Raw genomic sequence first — 19,229 nt, 5'->3', positions numbered from 1 at the left:
TTCACGGACTTCGCGGGCCGCGCGGGCTCTGCGGCCGTCACGGGATGGGGTACGGCTTGCTGTTGACCAGCACCGCGCCCTGCAGCATGAGCGTGGCGGCCCGGATGCCCACGTTCGCGACGGCGTTGACCTGGACGCTCCCGCCCGCGCTGAGCGTCGCCGCGCCCGTCGCACCGAGGCTGAGGGCGCCCATCGCGTTGACGTTGACCGCGCCCGCGAGCGACCTGAGGCTCACCAGCCCCCGGCCCTGGATGTTGAGCGGCCCCCCGCTCTTGATGGTCAGCGCCCGGCGCGCGCTCAGCGTGAGGTCCGTACCCGCCTCCACCGACACCGACGTGCCGCCCGAGATGGTGACGGAGCCCTTGCTGTCCACCGTGATCTCGGTCCTCGTACGGTCGAGGTTGATGGTGAGCCGGTCGTTGCCCGAGGCGATCCGCACGCCCTGTTTGCGGGCCCCGGTCGTCTGGCTGAGCAGGTCCACCCGGTTGCCGTCGCGGTCGGACAGCGTGTGCCGGATCGCCTTCTTCCGCAGCCCGTCGTGCAGCGGCACGTCCTTGACCGGGGTCGGCACGTCCCGGCCGTTGTAGAGGCCCCCGATGACGAACGGATGGTCCAGGGCCCCGCGGTCGAAGGCCACCAGCACCTCGTCACCGACGTCCAGCGGGAAGATCCCGCCCCCGGCCTTGCCGCCCAGCTGCACGGTGCGGGTCCAGTCGCTGACGTACGTGTCGTCCAGCCAGGGGAAACGCAGCTTCACCCGGCCCTGCTTCAGCGGGTCCTGCACGTCCGTGACCAGGGCGTTGGCCACGCTCGGCAGCCTCGGTGCGGCCGTCGCGCCCCCGCCGGAGGCGAGCCCGTACAGCGAGCGCCACTGCCGGCCGCTGACGGTGATCCAGGTCTGGTAGTGGCTGTCGTCGCCGAAGACGTGCCGTACGGACGTCACCGTGTACTTGCCCTCGAACGGGGTGCCGACGTCCCTGAGGGTGACCGGCACTCCGGGGCGCAGCTTCGGATTGCCGCGCACCGTGACCTCCAGCTCGGCGAAGGAGGAGGCGATGTCCTCGGCGAGCGAGTCGGCGGCGAACTTGACCTCCGACTGGCGGTCGTACGGGGTCTCCGTCTCCACCAGCTTCCCGGGCCCGAACGCCGAGGCCGCCTGTCCCGGGGTGGTGCCGATGGAGACGGCCGAGGTGCGGGTCGTGGGCGCCGGCGCGATCAGCGGCCGTTTCGTGGTGACGTCCCAGCCGCGCGACTCGACCCTTCCGACCTGGTCCGCGGCGGTGACCGCCGCCCGGCAGCGCAGCACGTCCTGGCCGGCGTGCAGCACGAACGGGCTCTTCTCGCCCTCGGTGCTCGTCGGTGGCGCGCCGGCGGCCGGGGTCGGCCGGACGAACTGGAACATGCCCTTGGAGTCCAGCGACATCACCATGCCGTTCTCGTCGGCGAGCCGGGAGAGGAAGTCCCAGTCGGTGACGTTCGACTGGCTGATGAACTCGTAGACCGTCTTGGTGGCCTGGACCCTGCCCATCGGGATGCCGCTCAGCCCGGCCAGCTTGCGGGCGATGTCGGCGGCCGTCTGGTTGCGGTAGGCGGCGACCCGGCGCCGGCGCATCAGCCGGTGGCCCGGGTCGTAGCCGCGGATCACGGTGAACGTGCCGGTGCCGTCGTAGTCGGTCTCCATGCCGGTCACCTCGCCGGTGAGCAGCGGTGACCCCGCGCCCTTGCCGGCCGCGACGGGCGCGATGGCCACCTTCGCGCCGAACTTGACCTTCAGCTCGCCGAGCAGCAGCCCGTGCGGATCGCGGAAGGTGAGCCGGAACGCGCCGGGCACCCCGGCCCCGAGGTCGACCCATGCGCCGACGAGGTCGTCGGCGACGTGGTCGGGGAGCTTCGCGCCACCGATCGAGACGTGGACGACGTTGGAGAAGGACGCCTGGACCATCAGGGACCACCCACTTCCTCGGCCGCCGGAAGCACCACTTCCGTACCGGTCCGCAGCTGCGACGGGTCGTCGATGCCATTGGCCTCGGCGATCGCCCGCCAGACGTTCGCGTCCCCGTACTCCCGCCAGGCCAGCGACTGCAGGGTGTCGCCCGCGACGACGCGGTGCACGCGCTGTGCGGTGAGCGCGCCGGAGGTCGGGTTCTGCCCCTTGGTCTTGCCGGGGATCTCGTGCAGCCGTACCTGGCAGGTGGCCCGGACCGGCACGCCCGTCGTGCTGAAGAGGGAGTAGGCGGCGTCCACGGAGGAGACGTACGCCGTGAAGCGGGCCGTCGAGAACGACCCCCACTGGAAGACCACCCAGGGGGTGGAGGGCTGCTTCGCGGCGATGCTCTTCGCGGTCACCTCGCAGCAGGAGAAGAGGGCCTCCACCTTCTTCAGCACGGAGTTGGAGCCCGGGCGGCCGGAGGAGTCCAGGAAGATCTCCACCGTCATCTCCCGGGGCTCGGGCCCCATGAACTCCGGGACGGCGCCGTCGCGCACCGCGGCGGTCGGGGTGGCCTTCCACTGCGCCCGCCGGCCGAGCGAGAGCCGGGACGGGTTGAACGAGAAGGTGAAGTTCTTGATCAGCGCGCCCGGCGTGGTGCTCTGGCCGATCGGCGGCTCGTGGATCGCGAGCGAGGCGCGCACGAGGCTCTTGCCCGCGCCGCCCTTTCCTCCCTTGGCAGCCATGTGGTGTCGTCCCCTCTCAGTCCGTGAACCCGTGGTGGGTGATCTCCAGGACCTCCGTGGCCACGGCCGGGCTGTTCGGGTCGAGGGACGGGCCCTGCCAGCTGACGGGCAGTACGTCGATCAGCCCCCAGCGGGCCACCTCGGAGCCGTCGGCACGCAGTGCGGCGATCTGGGCGGTGGGGCGGGTGACGCCGGTGGTGATCGAGGAGATCCAGGCCGCCACCTTGGCCGTGTCGGGGGTCAGGGGGCGGGTCAGCCGGATGTTGGAGAAGGTCACCCGGGACGGGAGCTGCCAGACGAACCCGTTGTTGCCGCCCTCGTGACGCTGTTCGATCTCCACCGTGGAGGAGAGTCCCTCGCACCCGTTGAAGTAGCCGAGGCTTTCGCCGTCGATGGTGAGGGTGAAGAAGATCGTGGAGCCCGGGTCGAGATCGCGGGGCATCGAGTGGGCCTTTCTGGGTGCTGCCGGAGTCGGGGTCCGTGGGGTCGGGTGGCGGGGGATCACCGGCGTGGGTCGCGGAGCTTCCCGATGCGCTCCCGGTCGAGCCGGAACTCGGTGCGGAGCTGCCGGGTGATCCGGCTGATGAGCCGGTGGGTGAGCTCGTCGAGTTGGAACTCGGTCAGGGAACGGGGGTTGAAGGCGGGGTCGGGGGTGGGGGCGTCACCGCGCGGCTGCGCGGTCTGCACGGTCCGTGCTGTCTGCGTGGTCTGCCCGGGGTGCGTCGTGGTGGTCCGCAGGGGTGCGGGTTCGGCTGCGCGCTGGACGGTCCGGGGAGCCGGGGGCGGTGGTGGTGGCGTGTGAGGCACGGGTGGCAGGTGAGGAGTCGCCGAGAACCGCTGCACCGGCATGACGGCCACGGCGGGCTGCGCCTCGGGCGCGTTCGGCGCGGCGACGGGCAGGGGGCGGCGCCGCACGGACGGGTGGTGAGCCGCCGTTCCCCCGGCGCCCGGAACCGTCCGGGGCTTCGGGTCGGCGAGGCGCTGTACGGCGAGCGGCCGTACGGGGACGGCGGGAGGGACGGCAGGGACGAGCCGTACGGCCGGCTTCGCCTGCGGCAGAGGGGAGCGAACCGGCCGAGCCGCGGACGGCAGGGAGGACGTCAGCGCCCGCGCGGGAGCAAGCGCCCGTACGGGAAGGTCCTCGGGCCGGGCTGGAGTGCGCCGGGCGACGGCCCGCTGCACGGTGCCGGTCGGGTGCTCGGCGGCCGCGCGCTTCGCCGACGGGAACGCGCCCGCCGGCGCCCGCCCGGACGTCGGGCCGGACGTCGGGCCGGACGAGGGGCTCCGCTGGACCCGCACCGGCATCGACGCGGGCACCGGCACCGGCACGGGCACCGGCATCGAGATCGGGACCGGGCCCGAGACCGGGCCTGAGGCCGGCCCTGGGACCGGGCCCGAGACCGGGACCAGCGACTTGGCGGGAATCGGGACCAGCGACGCGGCGGGAGCCGGGACCGGGACCGGGACCGGGGACGCGGCGGGAGCCGGAGTCCAGGCCCCGTCCGCAGTCGGAGCCGGAGTCGGAGCCGGGCCGGCGGACGCGGGCAGGGACGGAGCCGGGTGCGGAGATCTGTTCGTGGCACTCCGCTGAACCGGGGTCGGCTTGTCGGCCGACGGGGCATGCCGAGACGCGGTGGATTCAGCGGGCCGTAGAAGGGACGACGGAGCAGCCGTGGGCGTGGCCGGGGCGGCGGAGACCGGTGCGCCGAGCCCCGTACGGCGCGCCCGGTCGGTCGCTGCCCGCTGGACGGGGGCCGTCTGATTTCCGTACGTGAGCGCTCCTCCGGTCGGGGTCGGGCCGCCCGGCCGCACCTGAGCCGGGGCCGGCTTCCGAGCCGCATCGAGGGTGCGCCGCTGGAGGGGGGCCGCCTCGCCGGCCAGGGGCGATACGGGAGCCACGGGCCCGGCCGGGACCGGGCCGGCGGATATCGGGGTGCCGAGTCCGGTGCGCCGCGTCGTGTCGGGGGTCATCCGCCGGACGGGGGCGGAGTAGGCGGACACGGGCGCGCCCGGTCCCGGCTGCCGCGGCGTGTCCGCCGCCTTCCGCTGAACCGGTGCCGTGTGCCGCCGCTCGGGCGTCGCCGGACCGAGGCCACCGGCTGCGGGCGCAGCCGCTCCCGCCCCCTGCCTCGGCGCGTTCCGGGGGGTGGACGGGCCGTCGGCGACGCTCCGCCGGACCGGAGCCGCGGTGGGGGAAACGGGCATGCGGGATCCCGTCTGCGGCCCGCCGGCGGCAGCGCTCCGCTGCACGGGGGTCGCCCGAGCGGCCGTTGGCGCAGTCGGTGACGGGGAGGCCCCGGCAGTCGGTGTCGTGCCCGCAACGGCGGCAGGGGCCGCGCGCACCGACGGCCGCTGGATCGAGGTGCTCGGGGTGCCGAACTCGTCGGCGGAGTGGGCCGGTGCCGGTCGCGAGCTCGTGGCCGCGGTCATGCCCGGTCCCGGTCCCGGCTCCGAGCGTTCGTCGGCACCGCTGCGCTGAACCGGCGCCGCCTGAGAAGCCGATGGCGTGTCGGCAGCCCGTACCGGCCCCGGGCCGGTGGAGGGCACCCGGTCCGCACCCCGGCCCGAGGCCGTGTGCCCCGCCGCGGTGCGCTGCGTCTTGCCGGCGGCGCTCCGCTGAACCGGCGCCGCTTGACCGGCCGACGGCGCACTCGGAGACGGACGGGCGCCGCCGGCCCGCTCCGGGCCGGGCGTGAACGGCGCGGGGGTCTGCCGCTGGACGGGGGTCGCCGGAGCGGCCGGCCGGCTCGGCTCGGCGGCGGCCGCTCGGCCCGCATCCGAGGCCGCGGGCCGCGTCGGGGTGCCGGCGGTGCTCCGCCGAACCGGGGTCGGCGAAGCCGCGGGCGGCGGGGACGCAGCGGCAGCCGGTCCCGTTCGCCGTGCTGCGGAAGCGGCGCTTCGCTGTACGGGGGGCGCTGGGGCGGCCGATGGCGTGCCGGGGAGCCGGGCCACCGTGCCGGCCGGAGCCGGAGCCGGAGCCGGAGCCGGAGCCGGAGCCGGAGTCGGAGTCGGACGCGGGCCGGCCGAAGCCTCCCGGACGTCAGCCGGGGCCCTACCCGGAGGTGCGGACTCGGCGGTGGCGGCCGCCGCGTCCGGCGAGGGCACCCGGGGTGCCACCGGAAGGGCCCGCCGCTGCACCGCAGGGGTGCGCGGGGACCGGGTCAGCGAGGTCGACGCCCCGGGGGCCTGCCTCACCGGGGTCACCCCGACGCCCGCACGGCGCGGGGCCGGCGCCGGCAGGGCCGCCCGCTGCGCCGGCAGACCCTCCGAAGCCCCGTCGCCCTGGTTCCCGTACGACACGACGGGCAGGGTGAGCGAGGGCAGTTCGAGTCCGGAGCCGGGGCGCGCCGCGGGGCTCAGCATCCCCTTGACCAGCCCGCCCGGCGCACCGGCGAGCACGGCGTGGGACATGGTCCCGCCGAAGCAGGGGTTCTGCCACGTGCTCAGGCGACGGCCGAACCCCGCGTCCGCCACGGGCCCGGCCGCGCCGGCGGTCACGCGCTGGATCGGGGGCAGCGCGGACCAGCCGGCGGCGGACCAGCCACCCGCGGACCCGGACGCGGACCCGGAGGCGGGACGAACCGCCCCCGCATCAGGCTCCGTCGCCGCGTCCGCCTGACCGCGGCCGCCCGTCAGACCACCCATCAGCCTGCCGAGAAGTCCCATGCCCGTCCTCACCCCTCCGCCGCGGCACGGGCCACGAACCCGGCGATCTGCTCGGTGTACCGGCGGCGGTCACGGTGTTCGAGGTCCAGGATCTCCTCCTGGCTCCAGTGGAAGTGGTAGGCGATGTACGCGATCTCCTCGTGCAGACGGTCGTTCGCGTACGTCACGATTCCCCCAGGCGGCTCCCGCCGAGTTCGACCTCGAACGGCTGCTCGCAGTGGGGACAGGTCACGCCGGCCCGGGTGTGCCCCTCGGCGTTGATCTGCCGGTAGAAGTCCTGCAGGAACGCCAGGTCGGAGGCGAACATGTTCTCCACCACCCCGTCGTGCACCAGCGGCAGGCTGCCCAGCCGGGTGATGACCCGGCCGAGCAGCACCACCGACAGATAGGCCGGGTTCTCCTGCACCCGCATGTCCCGCAGCGGGATCAGCTCGTCCCGGGCGGTCGCGAGCCGCATGGTCCCGTCCCGGTGCACGGCTCCGGCATCGTCGACGTAGCCGCGCGGCAGTTCGAAGGAGAACTCCGTGCGCAGCGGCCGGGCCGCCGGGGCCGCGGCCGGAACCCCGGCCGACGGCCCCGGCGCCGCCACGGCCTCCGCCGCGGCACGGCCGTTCGCGTCGCCCGCGCCCGCGCCCGCGCCCGCGCCTGCGGCCGCCGTCGCCGCGCCGGCCCTGAGAGCCGTACGGCGCATTATTCGATGACCAGTTCTTCGAACGTGATCGTCACGGTCTCGGTGAGCGCGGCGGCCTCGCCGGCCTTCACCGTGCTGGTGTCGACCTTGCTGCACCACGCGTTGCGCATGTTGTAGCGCTTGATCGGGTTGTCCTGGTAGTCCATCACCATGATCGTGGCGTTCTTGCGGGCGCTGCCCATGTTCCCCGCGACCGATTCGTTGATCCACTGGTTGAAGGCGGCCGACTGCGTCATGCCGCGGACGACGGTGCAGGTGCCCGCCTTCTTCACGCCCGGCAGCTTCTTCACCACGGCCTTGCCCTGCGAGGAGACCTGCTGGTACTCGATGACGTCCTGTTCGAGGCTGAGGCCGCTGACCTCCGCGAGGTATTCGACCATCACGCCGTCGATCTGGAGGCCGAAATTATGTGAGGTGAGGGCGTCACCCGGCTGAAGACTCATGTGTGTTCTGTCCTTCTGAGGGGTCTTGACTGGTTCGGGGAAACGGAAGGCGGGGGAGTGGGGGGGGGGAGGGCTACTCCTCCAGCTCGCCGCTGCCGCTGGAGAACTGGGCCAGCCGGAAGATGACGAACTCGGCGGGTTTGACCGGAGCGATGCCGATCTCGCAGATGACGCGTCCGAGGTCCACCGACTCCGGCGGGTTGGTCTCCTCGTTGCACTTGACGTAGTACGCCTCTTCGGGCCGGGCACCGAACAGGGCCCCGTTGCGCCACTCGTTGACCAGGAAGGCCGAGACGTTGCGCCGGATCCGCGCCCACAGGTGGTGGTCGTTCGGCTCGAACACCACCCACTGGGTGCCGATCAGGATCGACTCCTCCAGGTAGTTGAAGTAGCGCCGCACGTTCAGGTAGCGCCAGGCCGGGTCGGAGGACATCGTGCGGGCACCCCAGACGCGGATGCCGCGGCCCGGGAAGGCACGGATGCAGTTGACGCCGATCGGGTTGAGCAGGTCCTGCTCGCCGCGGGTGATCTGGAGCTCCAGGTCCACCGCGCCGCGTACGACCTCGTTGGCGGGCGCCTTGTGCACGCCGCGCTCGGAGTCGTTGCGGGCCCAGATGCCGGCGATGTGGCCGCTCGGCGGGATCAGCCGGGACTGGCCGGTCGCCGGGTCGAAGGCCTTGATCCAGGGGTAGTACAGGGCCGCGTACTTGGAGTCGTAGCCCGCGGTCTCCTGGCGCCACACACGGATCTCGCGCGCGTTCATGCCGGGCGGCGGGTCGATGACGGCGACGCGGTCCCCCATCAGCTCGCAGTGCGCGATCAGCCCGAGCTGGACCGCCTTGACGGCCTCCAGGTCGATCGCGCCGCGCTGGTAGGCGGCCATCAGGTCGGGAACCGCGACCATCGAGATCTCGTCGACGGCCTCCAGGCCGCCGAAGCCGGTGCGGTCGGCGGAGTCGCCGAGGTACTGGGCGGGGCCGGGGTGGGAGGCGTCGGCTCCGGACGGGACGGCCGGCACGGGGGCCTGGGCCGGGGCCGCCAGCGCCACCGTCTGGTTCTCGGGGCGCGCCAGCTGCGCGGCGGGGGCCGCCTCCTGCAGGGTGATGAGCTTGGAGTGCTCCTTCACCTGCGTCACGACGTAGTTGCGCCCGCCCTTCTTGGCGGTCACGTCGAAGGTCTCGGCGACCTTCTCGCCGTCCTTGACGATCAGCTTGAACCGCTCGGGCGGACCGTCGCCCTCCGGATCGGCGACCTCGACGCGCAGGGAGCCGGGTGCGGCGGCCGCCACCGTGAAGGTGCCGAGCCGCTTCGGCTCGCCGGGCGGCAGCGCGGCGGGGGCCGCCGCACCCCCGACCGCGGCGGTGGGGGAGGCCGGGTCGGCGGACGCGCCCGCGGCGGCGCCGCCGACCCGGACGACGTAGGCGGCCGAACCGCCGTTGTTGAAGAAGCCGTAGACGCTGTGCGCCAGGTAGTACCCGTCGGTGAAGTCACCGAAGGATGCGACGTACTGGGTCCAGTTGGTGACCAGAGTCGGCTCGTTCAGCGGGCCGGTCGGCGCAAGACCCACGAAGGCGGCCACGGAGGTGCCCACCCCCTCTATGGGGCGGGAGCCGCTGGCGACCTCCTCGACGTAGACGCCCGGCGACAGGTAGGACGGCATGCTCTGCTCTCCTCGGGGTACGAGACAGTTGCCCCTACCCTCGGCCGCGCGCCGGTCCGGCGTAACGGCCTCGGGTGCCCGTTCGAGGGCAGTGCTGTTGCCCGCGGGGGCAGCGGAGGCTGCCTCGCGGCTTCTGACCGGCCGTCGGGGTCCGTCGTAGCGTCGTGGCGTGAGCCTTTGGACTTCTTTGGAGCCTGCCTCCGCGACCGTGGATCCCGGCAGCAGTACCACCGTTCGGCTGCGGCTGCGCAACACCGGTGACGTCGTCGACGAGTACCGCTTCGAGCCGGTCGGTGCCATCGCCCCGTGGACCGTCGTCGAACCGGCCGCGCTCCGGCTCTACCCGGGGACCACGGGCACGGTGGAGCTGACGTTCTCGCCTCCGCGCACGCCCGACGCGACCGCCGGGCCGAACCCGTACGCCGTGCGCATCACGCCCACCGAGCACCCCGAGGCGGTGACCGTCCCGGAGGGCAACCTCACCATCACGCCGTTCAGCGAGATGCGCACCGAGCTGGTGCCGCCCACCGTCAAGGGCCGCATCCGCGGCCGCCCCAGGCTCGCCATCGACAACATCGGCAACACCACGCTCACCGCCTCCATCAGCGGCAGCGACAACGGTGATCAGCTGTCGTACGAGATCACCCCGAGCAACGTCCAGATCGCTCCGGGCCGCGCCGCGTTCGTGAAGGCGAAACTCAAGCCGCGCGAGATCATCTGGTTCGGGTCGAAGCAGCAGCGGCCGTACACGCTGGCCGTGCACCGCTCGGGGACGGCTCCGGTGGACGTCGACGGCAGGTACGTCCAGCGCGGGTTCCTGCCCGGCTGGCTCGCCACCTTCCTCGGCGTGCTCCTGGCCCTGGCCGTCACGTTCGTGATGCTCTGGATCGCCTACAGGCCCCAAGTCCGCAGCGCGGCGGTGGAGAAGCTCCAGGAAGCCGGCGCGACCACGCTCCCGTCGCCGGAGCCGAGCCTGGCCCCGCCGCCCGTGCAGCCCGCCGCGCCCTCCGCGGCCCCGGGCGGAGAACCGATGCCGTCCGAGGCTCCGGGCGGCGGCGGGGGAGGGGGAGGGGGAGGGGGAGGCGGCGGAGCCGGGGCCCCGCAGCCCCCCGCGAAGAAAGCCGATCCGCACTCGGTGAACAACATCCTGCTCAGGCTCAGGGAGGCCAAGGCGTGCGCCGACGTCCCGGGCGCCGACCCGGCCGTCCGGGGCGCCCCCGTCAGCGCGGGCACCTGCAATCCGAAACCCGCCGACAACCAGCGCTGGAACCTGGAGCTGGTCGACCCGAAGGCGGGCCCCGGGGGCACGGCCCTCTTCCTGATCCGCGCGGTCAAGGGCGGACTCTGCATGGACCTGCCGGGGCTGGGCGCCAAGCCCACCCACACCCCGATTTCCACGTACGGCTGCAACAGCAGGACCGACAACCAGCTGTGGTGGCTGGAGAAGCAGGACAGCGACACCTACTGGATCCGCAACGCGTCCAGCAACAACACCTGCCTGGACAAGGCGGGCAGGGGCGCCGCACCGATGCGGCTCGTGGTCCACGACTGCGTCAAGGGCGAGACCCAGAAGTGGCAGCTCGTCAATCCCACCGAGCCGAACTGGCAGCTCGTCCACCCCTGAACGGGTGGAAGGGGTGAACCCCCCCTACGGTGAATACCGGTGCCCCGGCCGTCGATGACGGTCGGGGCACCGGTCTTTCGCGCGTACGACGACTGCCGCCCGCGGCTACCAGCCGCCCTCGCCCGGAACCAGGCGGCCCGCCTTGCGGTACTCGCGGCGGGCCCCCTCCAGCAGATCGGCGGTGGTGACCACGGCGCCCCGGCCGGCCGCGGCGTACGCGGCGGTGACCACGGCGCTGCGGATCGACCCGCCGGCCAGCTCGAACTCGTCGGCGCAGGACTCGGGATCGGTGTCGTCCGCGCACGGCACGCGGGCGAGGGCGTGCCTCCACAGCGCGAGGCGCTGCTGCGTGTCGGGGAACGGAAAGTCGATCACGAGGTCCAGCCGCCGGGTGAACGCCTCGTCGATGTTGGCCCGCAGATTGGTTGTGAGCAGCGCGATGCCGTCGAAGGACTCCAGGCGCTGGAGCAGGTAGGCGCTCTCCATGTTGGCGTAGCGGTCGTGCGAGTCCTTGACCTCGGAGCGCTTGCCGAAGACGGCGTCCGCCTCGTCGAACAGGAGCACGGCATCGGTCCGGCCGGCCTCGGTGAAGATCCGCTCCAGGTTCTTCTCGGTCTCGCCCACGTACTTGTCGACGACCGAGGAGAGCTGGACTACGTAGAGGTCGAGGCCCAGTTCGGCGGCGACGACCTCGGCCGACAGCGTCTTTCCCGTACCGGACTCACCCGCGAAGAGCCCGAGGACGCCACGGCCCCGGCCGCCGCCGGCGCTGAGCCGCCAGTCTCCGAGGACCCGGTCGCGGTGGCGGGCGCGCAGCGCGAGTTCGTGCAGCTGGGCCAGCGGCTTGTCCGGCAGGACCAGGTCCTCCCAGTCGACGCCGGGCCGGATCCGGCGGGCGTGCCGCTCCAGACCGGACGCGGACTGCTGACGCGCGGCCAGCCGCAGGTGCGCGGCGCTCGTCGGGACGCCGTCGAACGCGGCGAGTTCCCGCGCGGCGCGCGCGGCCCGCACGATCCGGTCGGCGCCGAGGTGGTACGGGGCCACGGTCGCGGCCAGGTCGAACTCCGGCGCCTCGCCGAGCGCGGCCGACCAGGCCGCCTCCGCTCCCGCCGGCAGTCGGGGCGCCTCCAGGACCAGCGGATCCCGGTCGCACCAGTGGGGGTCGTAGGGCCGCTCGCCGATGAACACCACGGGGACGTCCCTCGCCGCCAGCGCCCGGACCAGCGGGCCCGCCTCGTCGGGCACCTGTGACACGACCAGTGCGCAGCCGCGCAGCCGGGCCTCCCGCAGGAGCTCCGGGTACGGCACGTCACCGCTCGGGGAGGTGACGTGCAGGGCGTCGAGACCGGCTGCGCGCAGGGCCGCCGAGGCGACGGCCAGACCGTCTCCCTCGCGCAGTTCGCGCAGGTAGACGGTGAGCGGGCCGGCGACAGCCAGCCGGTTCGCGAGCCGGCGGGTGAAGTCCTCGTCGTACGGCTGGGAAGGCGCGGCGAGCGGGCGTACGTGCCGCGCGAGCGCGGCGTCCGGGGCGTCGTCGCCGAGCAGATGGGCGATCAGCCGGTCCGGGACGCGCAGCGCACGGCTGAGGAAGGGGCGTTCGGGCTCCTCGACCTCGATGAGACCGAGCTCGCACAGGGGAGACGACGGATGGAACCTGGCCCGTGCCGGCGCCAGGTGCACGGGGAGTCCGCACAGGTCGAGGGCGAGGCCGGTGGTGGCGCGGCGCCGGCTGACGTCGTCGTTCAGATAGCCGTACAGCGGCTCGAAAGTGCGGTCGATGTCGGGTGCGAGGGCGATGAGGAGCAGGCAGGCGTCCAGCTCGGTGAGTCCGTGCCGGTGCGCGAGCCGCGCCAGCCGGTCGCCGCCCTCCGGTGCCGTGGCCTCGCGCATCGCGTGGTCGGCGGGCCGGGGGGCGGCCCCGGCCCCCGGCTCGGACTCGGACTCGGACTCGGGCTCATGGGGCCGGGCGTACGGATCCGGCGCCGCGGAGTCCAGCAGGTGCCGTACGGCGTCGACGGAGAGGTACAGCCCGCGCAGCGGATCGGCGGCCGTGGGGTCGGTGGCGCCGCGCTGCTCGACCAGCAGGGCGACCCGCTCGCGGACCCGGTCCAGGCGCGCGAGGAGTGCGGGCGCCGGGTCGGTCATCGGGGCTCACCCGCCGCCGCAGCGGCGCGGGCGGTCGCCGCCGCGGCGGCCGCCGCGTGCCGCGGCCGGTGCCGCCGCTCCGGCGAGTCCTCCAGGGTGCCGTCGAGCGCTCGTACCCGCACCGCGCCCTCCGTGACCGGCGGGCCGACGTCGTACTCCGGGTACGCGGGGAACGGAGCGGTCACCACCACGTCCAGGGACGGCTTGAGTTCACCGCCGAGGGCGGACCAGATCTCGGCCAGGGAGCGCGATTCGCTCTGGACGCCGGCGACGGTGATGGGTACCGACAGTCCCAGCGCGCGCAGGGATCCGCCGAGTTCCTCGGCGGGCAGGATCTCGCGCGGGAGCAGGGTGGCCAGTACGGCGGAGAGCAGCCGGTGTTCGTCCTTCGGCTGTTTGGTCCAGGCGGTGACGAGATAGGACAGCCGGAACCAGCGGGGAGGCTGGCGGCGCTTGAGGACGGCTCCGCTGTCGTCACTGACGGGGACCGTGCCGCGGTGGCGCCGGTTCACGTCCTCGCGGATGTCGTACAGGTAGGCGTTGACGGCGGTGGCGTTGCGCCTGGCGGACCAGTCACGGGTCGGGGCATCGAAGGAGACGTCGATGCCGGAACCGGCCAGCGCGCCGCCGGTCAACAGCCGTTCGAGGACTTCGTCCACCTCGTGGATCATCGTCGTGCTCCCGCGTTGCCTGAGGTGCCGCCCCTGTGGTGATCACGGGACGGCGCCGTCGAATTCTTCTTCCGGCCGGCTGCGGCCCGCAAGCACTCGGGGGCGGACCCGGGTGTCCGGGCGGCCCTGTGCCGTTGCCCTCGGAGCCGGAGCGGCAGCCCGGAGCGGTGCTCAGATGTAGCCCTCCTTGAGGGCGTAGGCCACGGCGTGCGCGCGGTTGCGCAGGTGCAGGCGGGTGGTCAGCCCGTGCATCACGTTCTTGACGGTGCGTTCGGAGTACGCGAGCTTGCCGGCGATCTCTGCGGTGTCGAGCCCCTCCGCGATCAGCCGCAGGACGTCGGCCTCGCGTGCCGTCAGCCCCGTCACGGGCGCGCCGGTCCGTCCGGCTGCGGACCGCTGGAGCATGCGCACCTGGCCGAGCAGCCGGCCCAGCAGGTCGGTGGGGAGGTCGCCGTCGCCCCGCGAGGCCGCGAGCACGGCTTGGAGCAGGCGGTGCGTGGTGGCCTCGTGGCGCCAGACGACGGCCCCGACACCGCACTCGATGACATCGAGGAGTTCGGCCTCCCGGACGGCGTTGACCACCAGGACGGCGCGGGCGCCTTCGCCCCGCACGAGTCTGCGCAGGCGCGCGAAGGTCTTCTCGTCCGGCGTCTCCTCGATCAGCACCGCGACGGTCCCGGGCCCCGTCTCGGCCTCGTCGCGCAGGTCGATCACGGGGTGCTGCCGCAGCTGGCTGACCGCCCCCGCCCGGGAGATCGGATCCGGCGCGTGGACCACGACGCGTATCCGGTGTCCCGGATCCGCCGCGGCGCCGGCGACCGTCCTGGTCGTGGCGGCCGACGCGGATGGCCCGGCCGGCCCGGCCGGCCTGTTCGTCCCGGTCGGCGTGCTCGGCGTGGTCGGCCTGTTCCTCGGCCCGGTCGGCGTCCGGGCTGCCTCGGCGACCCCGGCCGGTCCGGTCTTCGCGGTCAGGAATGAGGTGGTCAACTGGTCCCCTAGGTCGGCGTGGCCCCCGTCCGCGTTGTGAGATGCGTGACAGGAGGACGGGCATCACGCTCGCGTACCGGCGGACCGTCGGACAATCGTGGAGAACCACGAGCCGCACCACGGGGCCGACCACTAGACATCCACGACATCGGGAGTCAGCCATGTCAGCCAGGCCGGTACCGAGAGCGCTCTCCGAGCGCCGGGAGGCCATGGCGATGGTCGCCGCCGAGGCCGAGCGCGCCCGGTCCGGCTCCGGCGGCCTGGTGCTGCTGAGGGGGACCACGGGCAGCGGCCGCACCGCGCTCCTGGAGGCCGTCGCCGAGCAGGCGGCTGCGCACGGCATGTGGGTGCTGCGGGCCCGCTGCGCACCCGGGCCCGTCGCCCCGTTCGCCGCGGTCAGGCAACTGTTCGAGGACGGCCCGGAATTGGCGTGTCCCACGATGGAACCGCCGGGTGACGCCGATTCCGGCGCCGCGCTCCACCGCGAACGGGCCGCGTGGCTGTGGCGTGCACTGCTCGAATGGACCGAAGAAGCGCCGCTGTTCCTGGCCGTGGACGACGTCCAGCTCGCCGATCCGCTGTCGCGCGGCTGGCTGACCGAAGCCGCGCGGCTGGTGGAGCGGCTGCCTGTGCTGCTCGTGGCGACCGAGCGCAGCCAGTACGACGTGGAACCGCCGGCGCCGGGCCTCGCCCACGCGCTCCCGCCCCACCTCGTCCGCACCCACACCCTGACCCCGCTGAGCCCGGACGGGGCGGCGGAGCTGGTGCGGTCGGTCGCCGGCGCGCTGCCCTCCCCGGCGTGGGTCGACGACGTCGTGCGGGCCGGTGCGGGCAGTCCGTTGCTCCTGCACGCCCTGCTGGACGACCTCGCGGCGCAACCCCCCGGCCGCGACGGCGCCCCGGCGGTGCCGGACACCTGCGCCGCGCTCTACCCGGGCGCCTACCCGGCCGCCGTCTCGTGGTGGCTGGACAGCGCGGGGTCCGCGACCGTCGACGTGGCCCGCGCGCTCGCCGTGGTGAGTGACGGCCGAGGCGGGGACCGGGACGGGGACCGGGGTTGCGAGGGCGCTCGCGACGGCGCCGGCCACCCGGGCGTGTACGAGGAGGGCGACGCCGGGCTGCTCGCCGACATGACAGGGGCCGACCCGGCCCGGACGCACGGCTGGCTCACCGCCATGACCCGCCTGGGGCTGCTGCGCCCCGGCCCGGACGGCCGCCCCCGCTACGCCCATCCGCTGCTGCGGGACGCAGTGGTCGGCGGCTGGTCCGGTGACCGGCGGAAGGCGGCCCACGGCAGGGCGGCCGAGGTGATGCTGCGCCGCGGCGCGGGCGCCGAGGCCGTGGCCGGACAGCTGCTGCGGGCTCCCGCGCCCTTCGGGAGCTGGGCCGCCGACGTCCTGCTGGACGCCGCGGCCCGCGCGGTCGGGGCGGGCCGCGGCGAGGACGCCGCAGGTTTTCTGCGGCGCGTGCTGGACGAGGAGATGCCGTCCGCCCGCCGGGCCGCGGTCCTCACCGAACTGGGCTCCCTGGAATTCGCCGGCGGCCGGTCGGCGGCCGGCCTGCCCCGGCTCGCCGAGGCCGTGCAGGTGGCGGACACGCCGGGGGACCGGGTGCGTTCGGCGATGGCGCACGGCACGGCACTGGCCGGACGGGGCGAGGTACGGGCGGCCGTGGGCGTACTGCGCTCCCTGGAACAGCGGCTGACGGATCACCAGGGTCTCGCGCGCACGCTGTGGTCCGCTTCGGCGCTGCTCTCGGACCGGGATCCGGCCGTACGGCGCGAGGTGTACGGCCGGCTGCGTGAGACGGCCGCGCTCGCACCGGGCCTGGTCGGCACGGCGGGGCAGGCGCTCCTGGTGCGGTACGAGGCGACGGCCGGCCTGGTCTCGGCCCAGGCGGCGATGGGACGCGTCCGAGCCCTGCTGGAGGTCCCCGCCGACCCGCTTGCGGAATCGATTCTTCTTGGTGCGTCCGCGGCCGTGGCCCTGTGGGCCGACGAACTGGACGAGGCCGAGCGCCTGTCCGGCCGGGCCCTTGCCGGGCAGCGCGCCTCGCTGCTGCATCCGCTTCAGGCGGCGCTCCTGACCGTACGGGCGGACCTGGCCTGCGCACGCGGCGGTTACGCCGCACTGCTCGCCGACCCCGGAACGCGGCATGCCCTCGAGGGCGCCGGCGACGCGCGTCCGCGGATGGACGCGGCTGCCGCGGCCGTCTTGGCGCTGGTGGAGACCGGCCGTCCGGAGCAGGCGGCGGCGCTCGCGGACCGCAGCGAGGCGCGCGACGCGGCGGGCTCCTGGGAGTTGCCCCGATTTCTGTACGCGCGCGGTCGTCTGCGCGCGGCGTCGGGCGATCCGGCCGGTGCGCTCGACGACTTCCTGGAGTGCGGGCGGCGCCAGGCGGAACGGGAGGTGGTCAGCCCGGTCGTCACGCCGTGGCGGACCGCCGCGGCCGAATGCCGGCTGGCGCTGGGCCGGCCCGAGGAGGCCCTGGCCCTGGCCCACGAAGAGCTGAGGCTGGCCATAGTCTGGAACACGCCCCGCACGGTGGGGCGTTGCCTGCGCGTCCTGGGCGCGGCGACAGGCGGTGTGAGAGGACTGGGGCTGGCCGAGGAAGCCGTACGGCTGCTGCGGGACACGCCGGCCGAGACGGAACTAATCGCGGCGCTGATCGCCCAGGGACGGCAGCTCGTCGCCGCCGGAGACCGGACGCGGGCCCGCGATCCGCTGCGGGAGGCGGCCGAGCGGGCCGAGCGCATCGGTGCGGTCCGGCTGCGCGCCGTGGCGGAACACGTGCTGCGCGAGGGCGGTGCCCGCCGCGCCGCGACCCCGTACACCGGGCCGGCTGCGCTGACCGACAGCGAGCGGCGCATCGCGGAACTCGCCGCGGGCGGGCGGACGAACTCCGAGATCGGCGAGCTCCTGCACCTCGCCCGGCGCACCGTGGAGACCCACCTGACCCATGCCTACCGCAAGCTGGGCATCCGCCGGCGCGCGGAGCTCCCGGCGGCTCTGGACCGGCTGCCGGCCGGCGGGACGTAGGGCGTGGTGGACGGGACGGACGGGACTGGTGCGTGTTCATGACCCCATGGAACCCGACCGCTCCGACACCCCGTCAAGGCCCCGCCGAACCTGTGGATGTTGAACGATCAATGGTTATCCACAGGGCTTTCGGGATCTGATCGTCCGCGGGACCGTCGGGGCATGACGAACGACCGCGAATCACGCACCCCGTCCGACCGGCCCGCCATCGGCCCGTCCGGACCCGGCCCCCGGATCACCCTGCGCAGCCCGGCCGAACTGGCCGATGCCCTGCCCTACATGCTCGGCTTCCACCCGACCGACTCCCTCGTCATGGTCACCGTGCACGGCGAGGGCGGGCGGTTCGGCGGCCGGCTCCGCGTCGGCATCCCGACGGCCCCGGCCGAGTGGGAGGACACCGCCCGCCAGGTCTCCGACTGCCTGGTCCGGGGGAGCGAGCGGCGCGGCGCGAAGCCCGACGGCATCGTCGTCTTCCTGTGCCAGGACCCGGCGGACGGCGAGAGCGGCCAGCGGGTCATGACCCGGCTGCGGCCGCTGGCCCAGCGCATCCGGCTGGCCTGCGGCGCGCTCGACGTGCCCGTGATGGAGGCGCTGTGCATCTCCGACGGCCGGTACTGGTCCTACTGCTGCCCCGACGAGCGGTGCTGCCCCGCCGAGGGCAGCCCGCTGGCCGCGACCGGCACCTCGGTGATGGCGGCGACGGCCACCTTCGCCGGACTCCGGGTGCGGGGTTCCCTGCGGGAGATCGAGGGCAGGCTGGCACCGCTGCGCGGCGGCGCGGCGGCGGAGATGGAGCAGGCCCTGGACCGGGCGGCCGCCGCCCTCGTGCCGAAGATCCTCGACGGCGCCACCCGACAGGAGGTCGGCGCGGAGACGGTCACGCTGGCCCGCACCCTGATGCGGCGGATGACGCTCGCCCCACCCGTCGACGGGGGACCGGGAGCCGACGAGTGGGACGACGCGCTGCTCGGCCACGACGAGGCGGCCGGCGTGATCCTCGGCCTCCAGGACCGCGAGATCCGCGACGTCGCCGCCGAGTGGATGGAGGGCGAGGAGGCGGCCCCCGCCCTGCGGCTGTGGCGGGCGCTGGCCCGCCGCTGCGTCGGGGCCTACACAGAGCACGCGGCGGCCCCGCTCACCCTCGCCGGCTGGGTCTCGTGGTCCACCGGGGACGAGCCGACGGCCCGGATCGCCCTCGGGCTGGCCCTGCGGGCCGACGCCGAGTACCGCTTCGCCCAACTGCTGCACCACGCCTGCAACGAGGGCATCGACCCGGAGGGGCTGCGGGCCTGCCTGCGGGAGGAGCGCCAGCGCCGGGAACCGCGCCGGCGGCGCGCCGCGGCCACCACCCGCCCGCCGGGCCGCGGGGAAGCGCGGCCCCGCCGTGAGTCCCGCCGCACCGCGGGGAGCGACCAGTGAGCCGGGCCCGGGGCCGGGGCGAGGGGAGTTCCGCCCGGCGGATCCGGGGCGCCGCCGCGGCCGCCCTGCGGCGCGCTCTCCGTCACCGGCACGGCCCAGTACGGGCGCAGCCACCACCGGGGCCCGTGACCCGGGCGGGGGCGGGGCCGTTCAGCAGGAGGGTGGCGGGGGCCCGGCCGCGCCGCCGCCCAGCGAAGCAGGCCGGAGCGCAG

At 74.5% G+C, this 19,229-nt stretch carries 16 protein-coding genes; 5 read left to right on the top strand and 11 right to left on the bottom strand.

From position 1 onward, the window contains the following. Positions 1-37: 37 nt before the first annotated feature. From ACFYZS_RS18715 to ACFYZS_RS18700, 4 genes are read right to left on the bottom strand one after another with little or no spacing between them, the layout of a single operon-like run. Positions 38-1,942 (bottom strand): VgrG-related protein, encoded by a 1,905-nt coding sequence (locus ACFYZS_RS18715; RefSeq protein WP_389013304.1) that lies wholly within the window; start codon positions 1,940-1,942, stop codon positions 38-40. Beyond that, the gene (locus tag ACFYZS_RS18710; RefSeq protein WP_389013302.1) at positions 1,942-2,673 is read right to left on the bottom strand and encodes a LysM peptidoglycan-binding domain-containing protein; all 732 of its coding nucleotides are present in this window, start codon (positions 2,671-2,673) and stop codon (positions 1,942-1,944) included. Before ACFYZS_RS18710 ends, ACFYZS_RS18715 begins: the two co-directional genes overlap by 1 nt. A gap of 16 nt (positions 2,674-2,689) precedes the next feature. Continuing rightward, positions 2,690-3,115 (bottom strand): phage tail protein, encoded by a 426-nt coding sequence (locus ACFYZS_RS18705; RefSeq protein ID WP_389013299.1) that lies wholly within the window; start codon positions 3,113-3,115, stop codon positions 2,690-2,692. A 59-nt stretch (positions 3,116-3,174) separates the two neighbouring features. Further along, the gene (locus ACFYZS_RS18700; protein ID WP_389013297.1) at positions 3,175-4,002 is read right to left on the bottom strand and encodes a hypothetical protein; all 828 of its coding nucleotides are present in this window, start codon (positions 4,000-4,002) and stop codon (positions 3,175-3,177) included. A 982-nt stretch (positions 4,003-4,984) separates the two neighbouring features. Here ACFYZS_RS18700 and ACFYZS_RS18695 point away from each other — a divergent pair. Together ACFYZS_RS18695 and ACFYZS_RS18690 are read left to right on the top strand one after the other, a co-directional pair. Beyond that, a complete protein-coding gene (locus ACFYZS_RS18695; RefSeq protein WP_389013294.1) occupies positions 4,985-5,152 on the top strand; it encodes a hypothetical protein in 168 nt (55 codons plus the stop codon). 597 nt (positions 5,153-5,749) lie between these two features. Beyond that, complete coding sequence (locus tag ACFYZS_RS18690; protein ID WP_389013291.1) at positions 5,750-6,292, top strand: hypothetical protein; 543 nt, start codon at positions 5,750-5,752, stop codon at positions 6,290-6,292. Positions 6,293-6,347: 55 nt separating this feature from the next. Here ACFYZS_RS18690 and ACFYZS_RS18685 read toward each other — a convergent pair whose 3' ends face one another. The 4 genes from ACFYZS_RS18685 to ACFYZS_RS18670 all read right to left on the bottom strand — a co-directional run bounded on the left by ACFYZS_RS18685 (position 6,348) and on the right by ACFYZS_RS18670 (position 9,133). Then, positions 6,348-6,506, bottom strand: a complete 159-nt coding sequence (locus ACFYZS_RS18685; RefSeq protein WP_376011571.1) for a DUF6760 family protein — start codon at positions 6,504-6,506, stop codon at positions 6,348-6,350. Further along, the gene (locus tag ACFYZS_RS18680; protein ID WP_389013288.1) at positions 6,503-7,030 is read right to left on the bottom strand and encodes a hypothetical protein; all 528 of its coding nucleotides are present in this window, start codon (positions 7,028-7,030) and stop codon (positions 6,503-6,505) included. The genes ACFYZS_RS18685 and ACFYZS_RS18680 overlap by 4 nt, the downstream gene beginning before the upstream one ends. Continuing rightward, entirely contained in the window at positions 7,030-7,473 is a 444-nt protein-coding gene (locus tag ACFYZS_RS18675) for a phage tail protein (RefSeq protein ID WP_376011565.1), read from the bottom strand. The genes ACFYZS_RS18680 and ACFYZS_RS18675 overlap by 1 nt, the downstream gene beginning before the upstream one ends. Before the next feature lie 73 nt (positions 7,474-7,546). Continuing rightward, a complete protein-coding gene (locus tag ACFYZS_RS18670; protein WP_389013285.1) occupies positions 7,547-9,133 on the bottom strand; it encodes a phage tail sheath subtilisin-like domain-containing protein in 1,587 nt (528 codons plus the stop codon). 169 nt (positions 9,134-9,302) lie between these two features. Between ACFYZS_RS18670 and ACFYZS_RS18665 the strand changes: the two genes are divergently transcribed. Beyond that, the gene (locus ACFYZS_RS18665) at positions 9,303-10,757 is read left to right on the top strand and encodes an RICIN domain-containing protein (protein ID WP_389013282.1); all 1,455 of its coding nucleotides are present in this window, start codon (positions 9,303-9,305) and stop codon (positions 10,755-10,757) included. A gap of 105 nt (positions 10,758-10,862) precedes the next feature. Here ACFYZS_RS18665 and ACFYZS_RS18660 read toward each other — a convergent pair whose 3' ends face one another. The 3 genes from ACFYZS_RS18660 to ACFYZS_RS18650 form a co-directional block, all read right to left on the bottom strand. Then, on the bottom strand, positions 10,863-12,902 hold the full coding sequence (locus ACFYZS_RS18660) for an AAA family ATPase (RefSeq protein WP_389013278.1): 2,040 nt from the start codon (positions 12,900-12,902) through the stop codon (positions 10,863-10,865). Next, on the bottom strand, positions 12,899-13,573 hold the full coding sequence (locus ACFYZS_RS18655) for a DUF4255 domain-containing protein (protein WP_389013275.1): 675 nt from the start codon (positions 13,571-13,573) through the stop codon (positions 12,899-12,901). The genes ACFYZS_RS18660 and ACFYZS_RS18655 overlap by 4 nt, the downstream gene beginning before the upstream one ends. A gap of 171 nt (positions 13,574-13,744) precedes the next feature. Then, positions 13,745-14,359: a response regulator transcription factor gene (locus tag ACFYZS_RS18650; protein WP_389013474.1), complete on the bottom strand. Its 615-nt coding sequence runs from the start codon at positions 14,357-14,359 to the stop codon at positions 13,745-13,747. A 362-nt stretch (positions 14,360-14,721) separates the two neighbouring features. On the opposite strand from ACFYZS_RS18650, the gene ACFYZS_RS18645 reads away from it, so the two are divergent. Next, positions 14,722-17,598 (top strand): AAA family ATPase, encoded by a 2,877-nt coding sequence (locus ACFYZS_RS18645; RefSeq protein WP_389013273.1) that lies wholly within the window; start codon positions 14,722-14,724, stop codon positions 17,596-17,598. A 162-nt stretch (positions 17,599-17,760) separates the two neighbouring features. Continuing rightward, positions 17,761-19,017 (top strand): DUF4192 domain-containing protein, encoded by a 1,257-nt coding sequence (locus ACFYZS_RS18640; protein ID WP_389013270.1) that lies wholly within the window; start codon positions 17,761-17,763, stop codon positions 19,015-19,017. The last annotated feature ends 212 nt before the right edge of the window (positions 19,018-19,229 follow it).

Origin of the sequence: Streptomyces sp. NPDC001903 (genome assembly GCF_042891345.1) — a bacterium.
Classification (GTDB): domain Bacteria; phylum Actinomycetota; class Actinomycetes; order Streptomycetales; family Streptomycetaceae; genus Streptomyces.
Note: the sequence above shows the minus strand (reverse complement) of the source record. Positions and strands in the feature narration are given on the sequence as shown.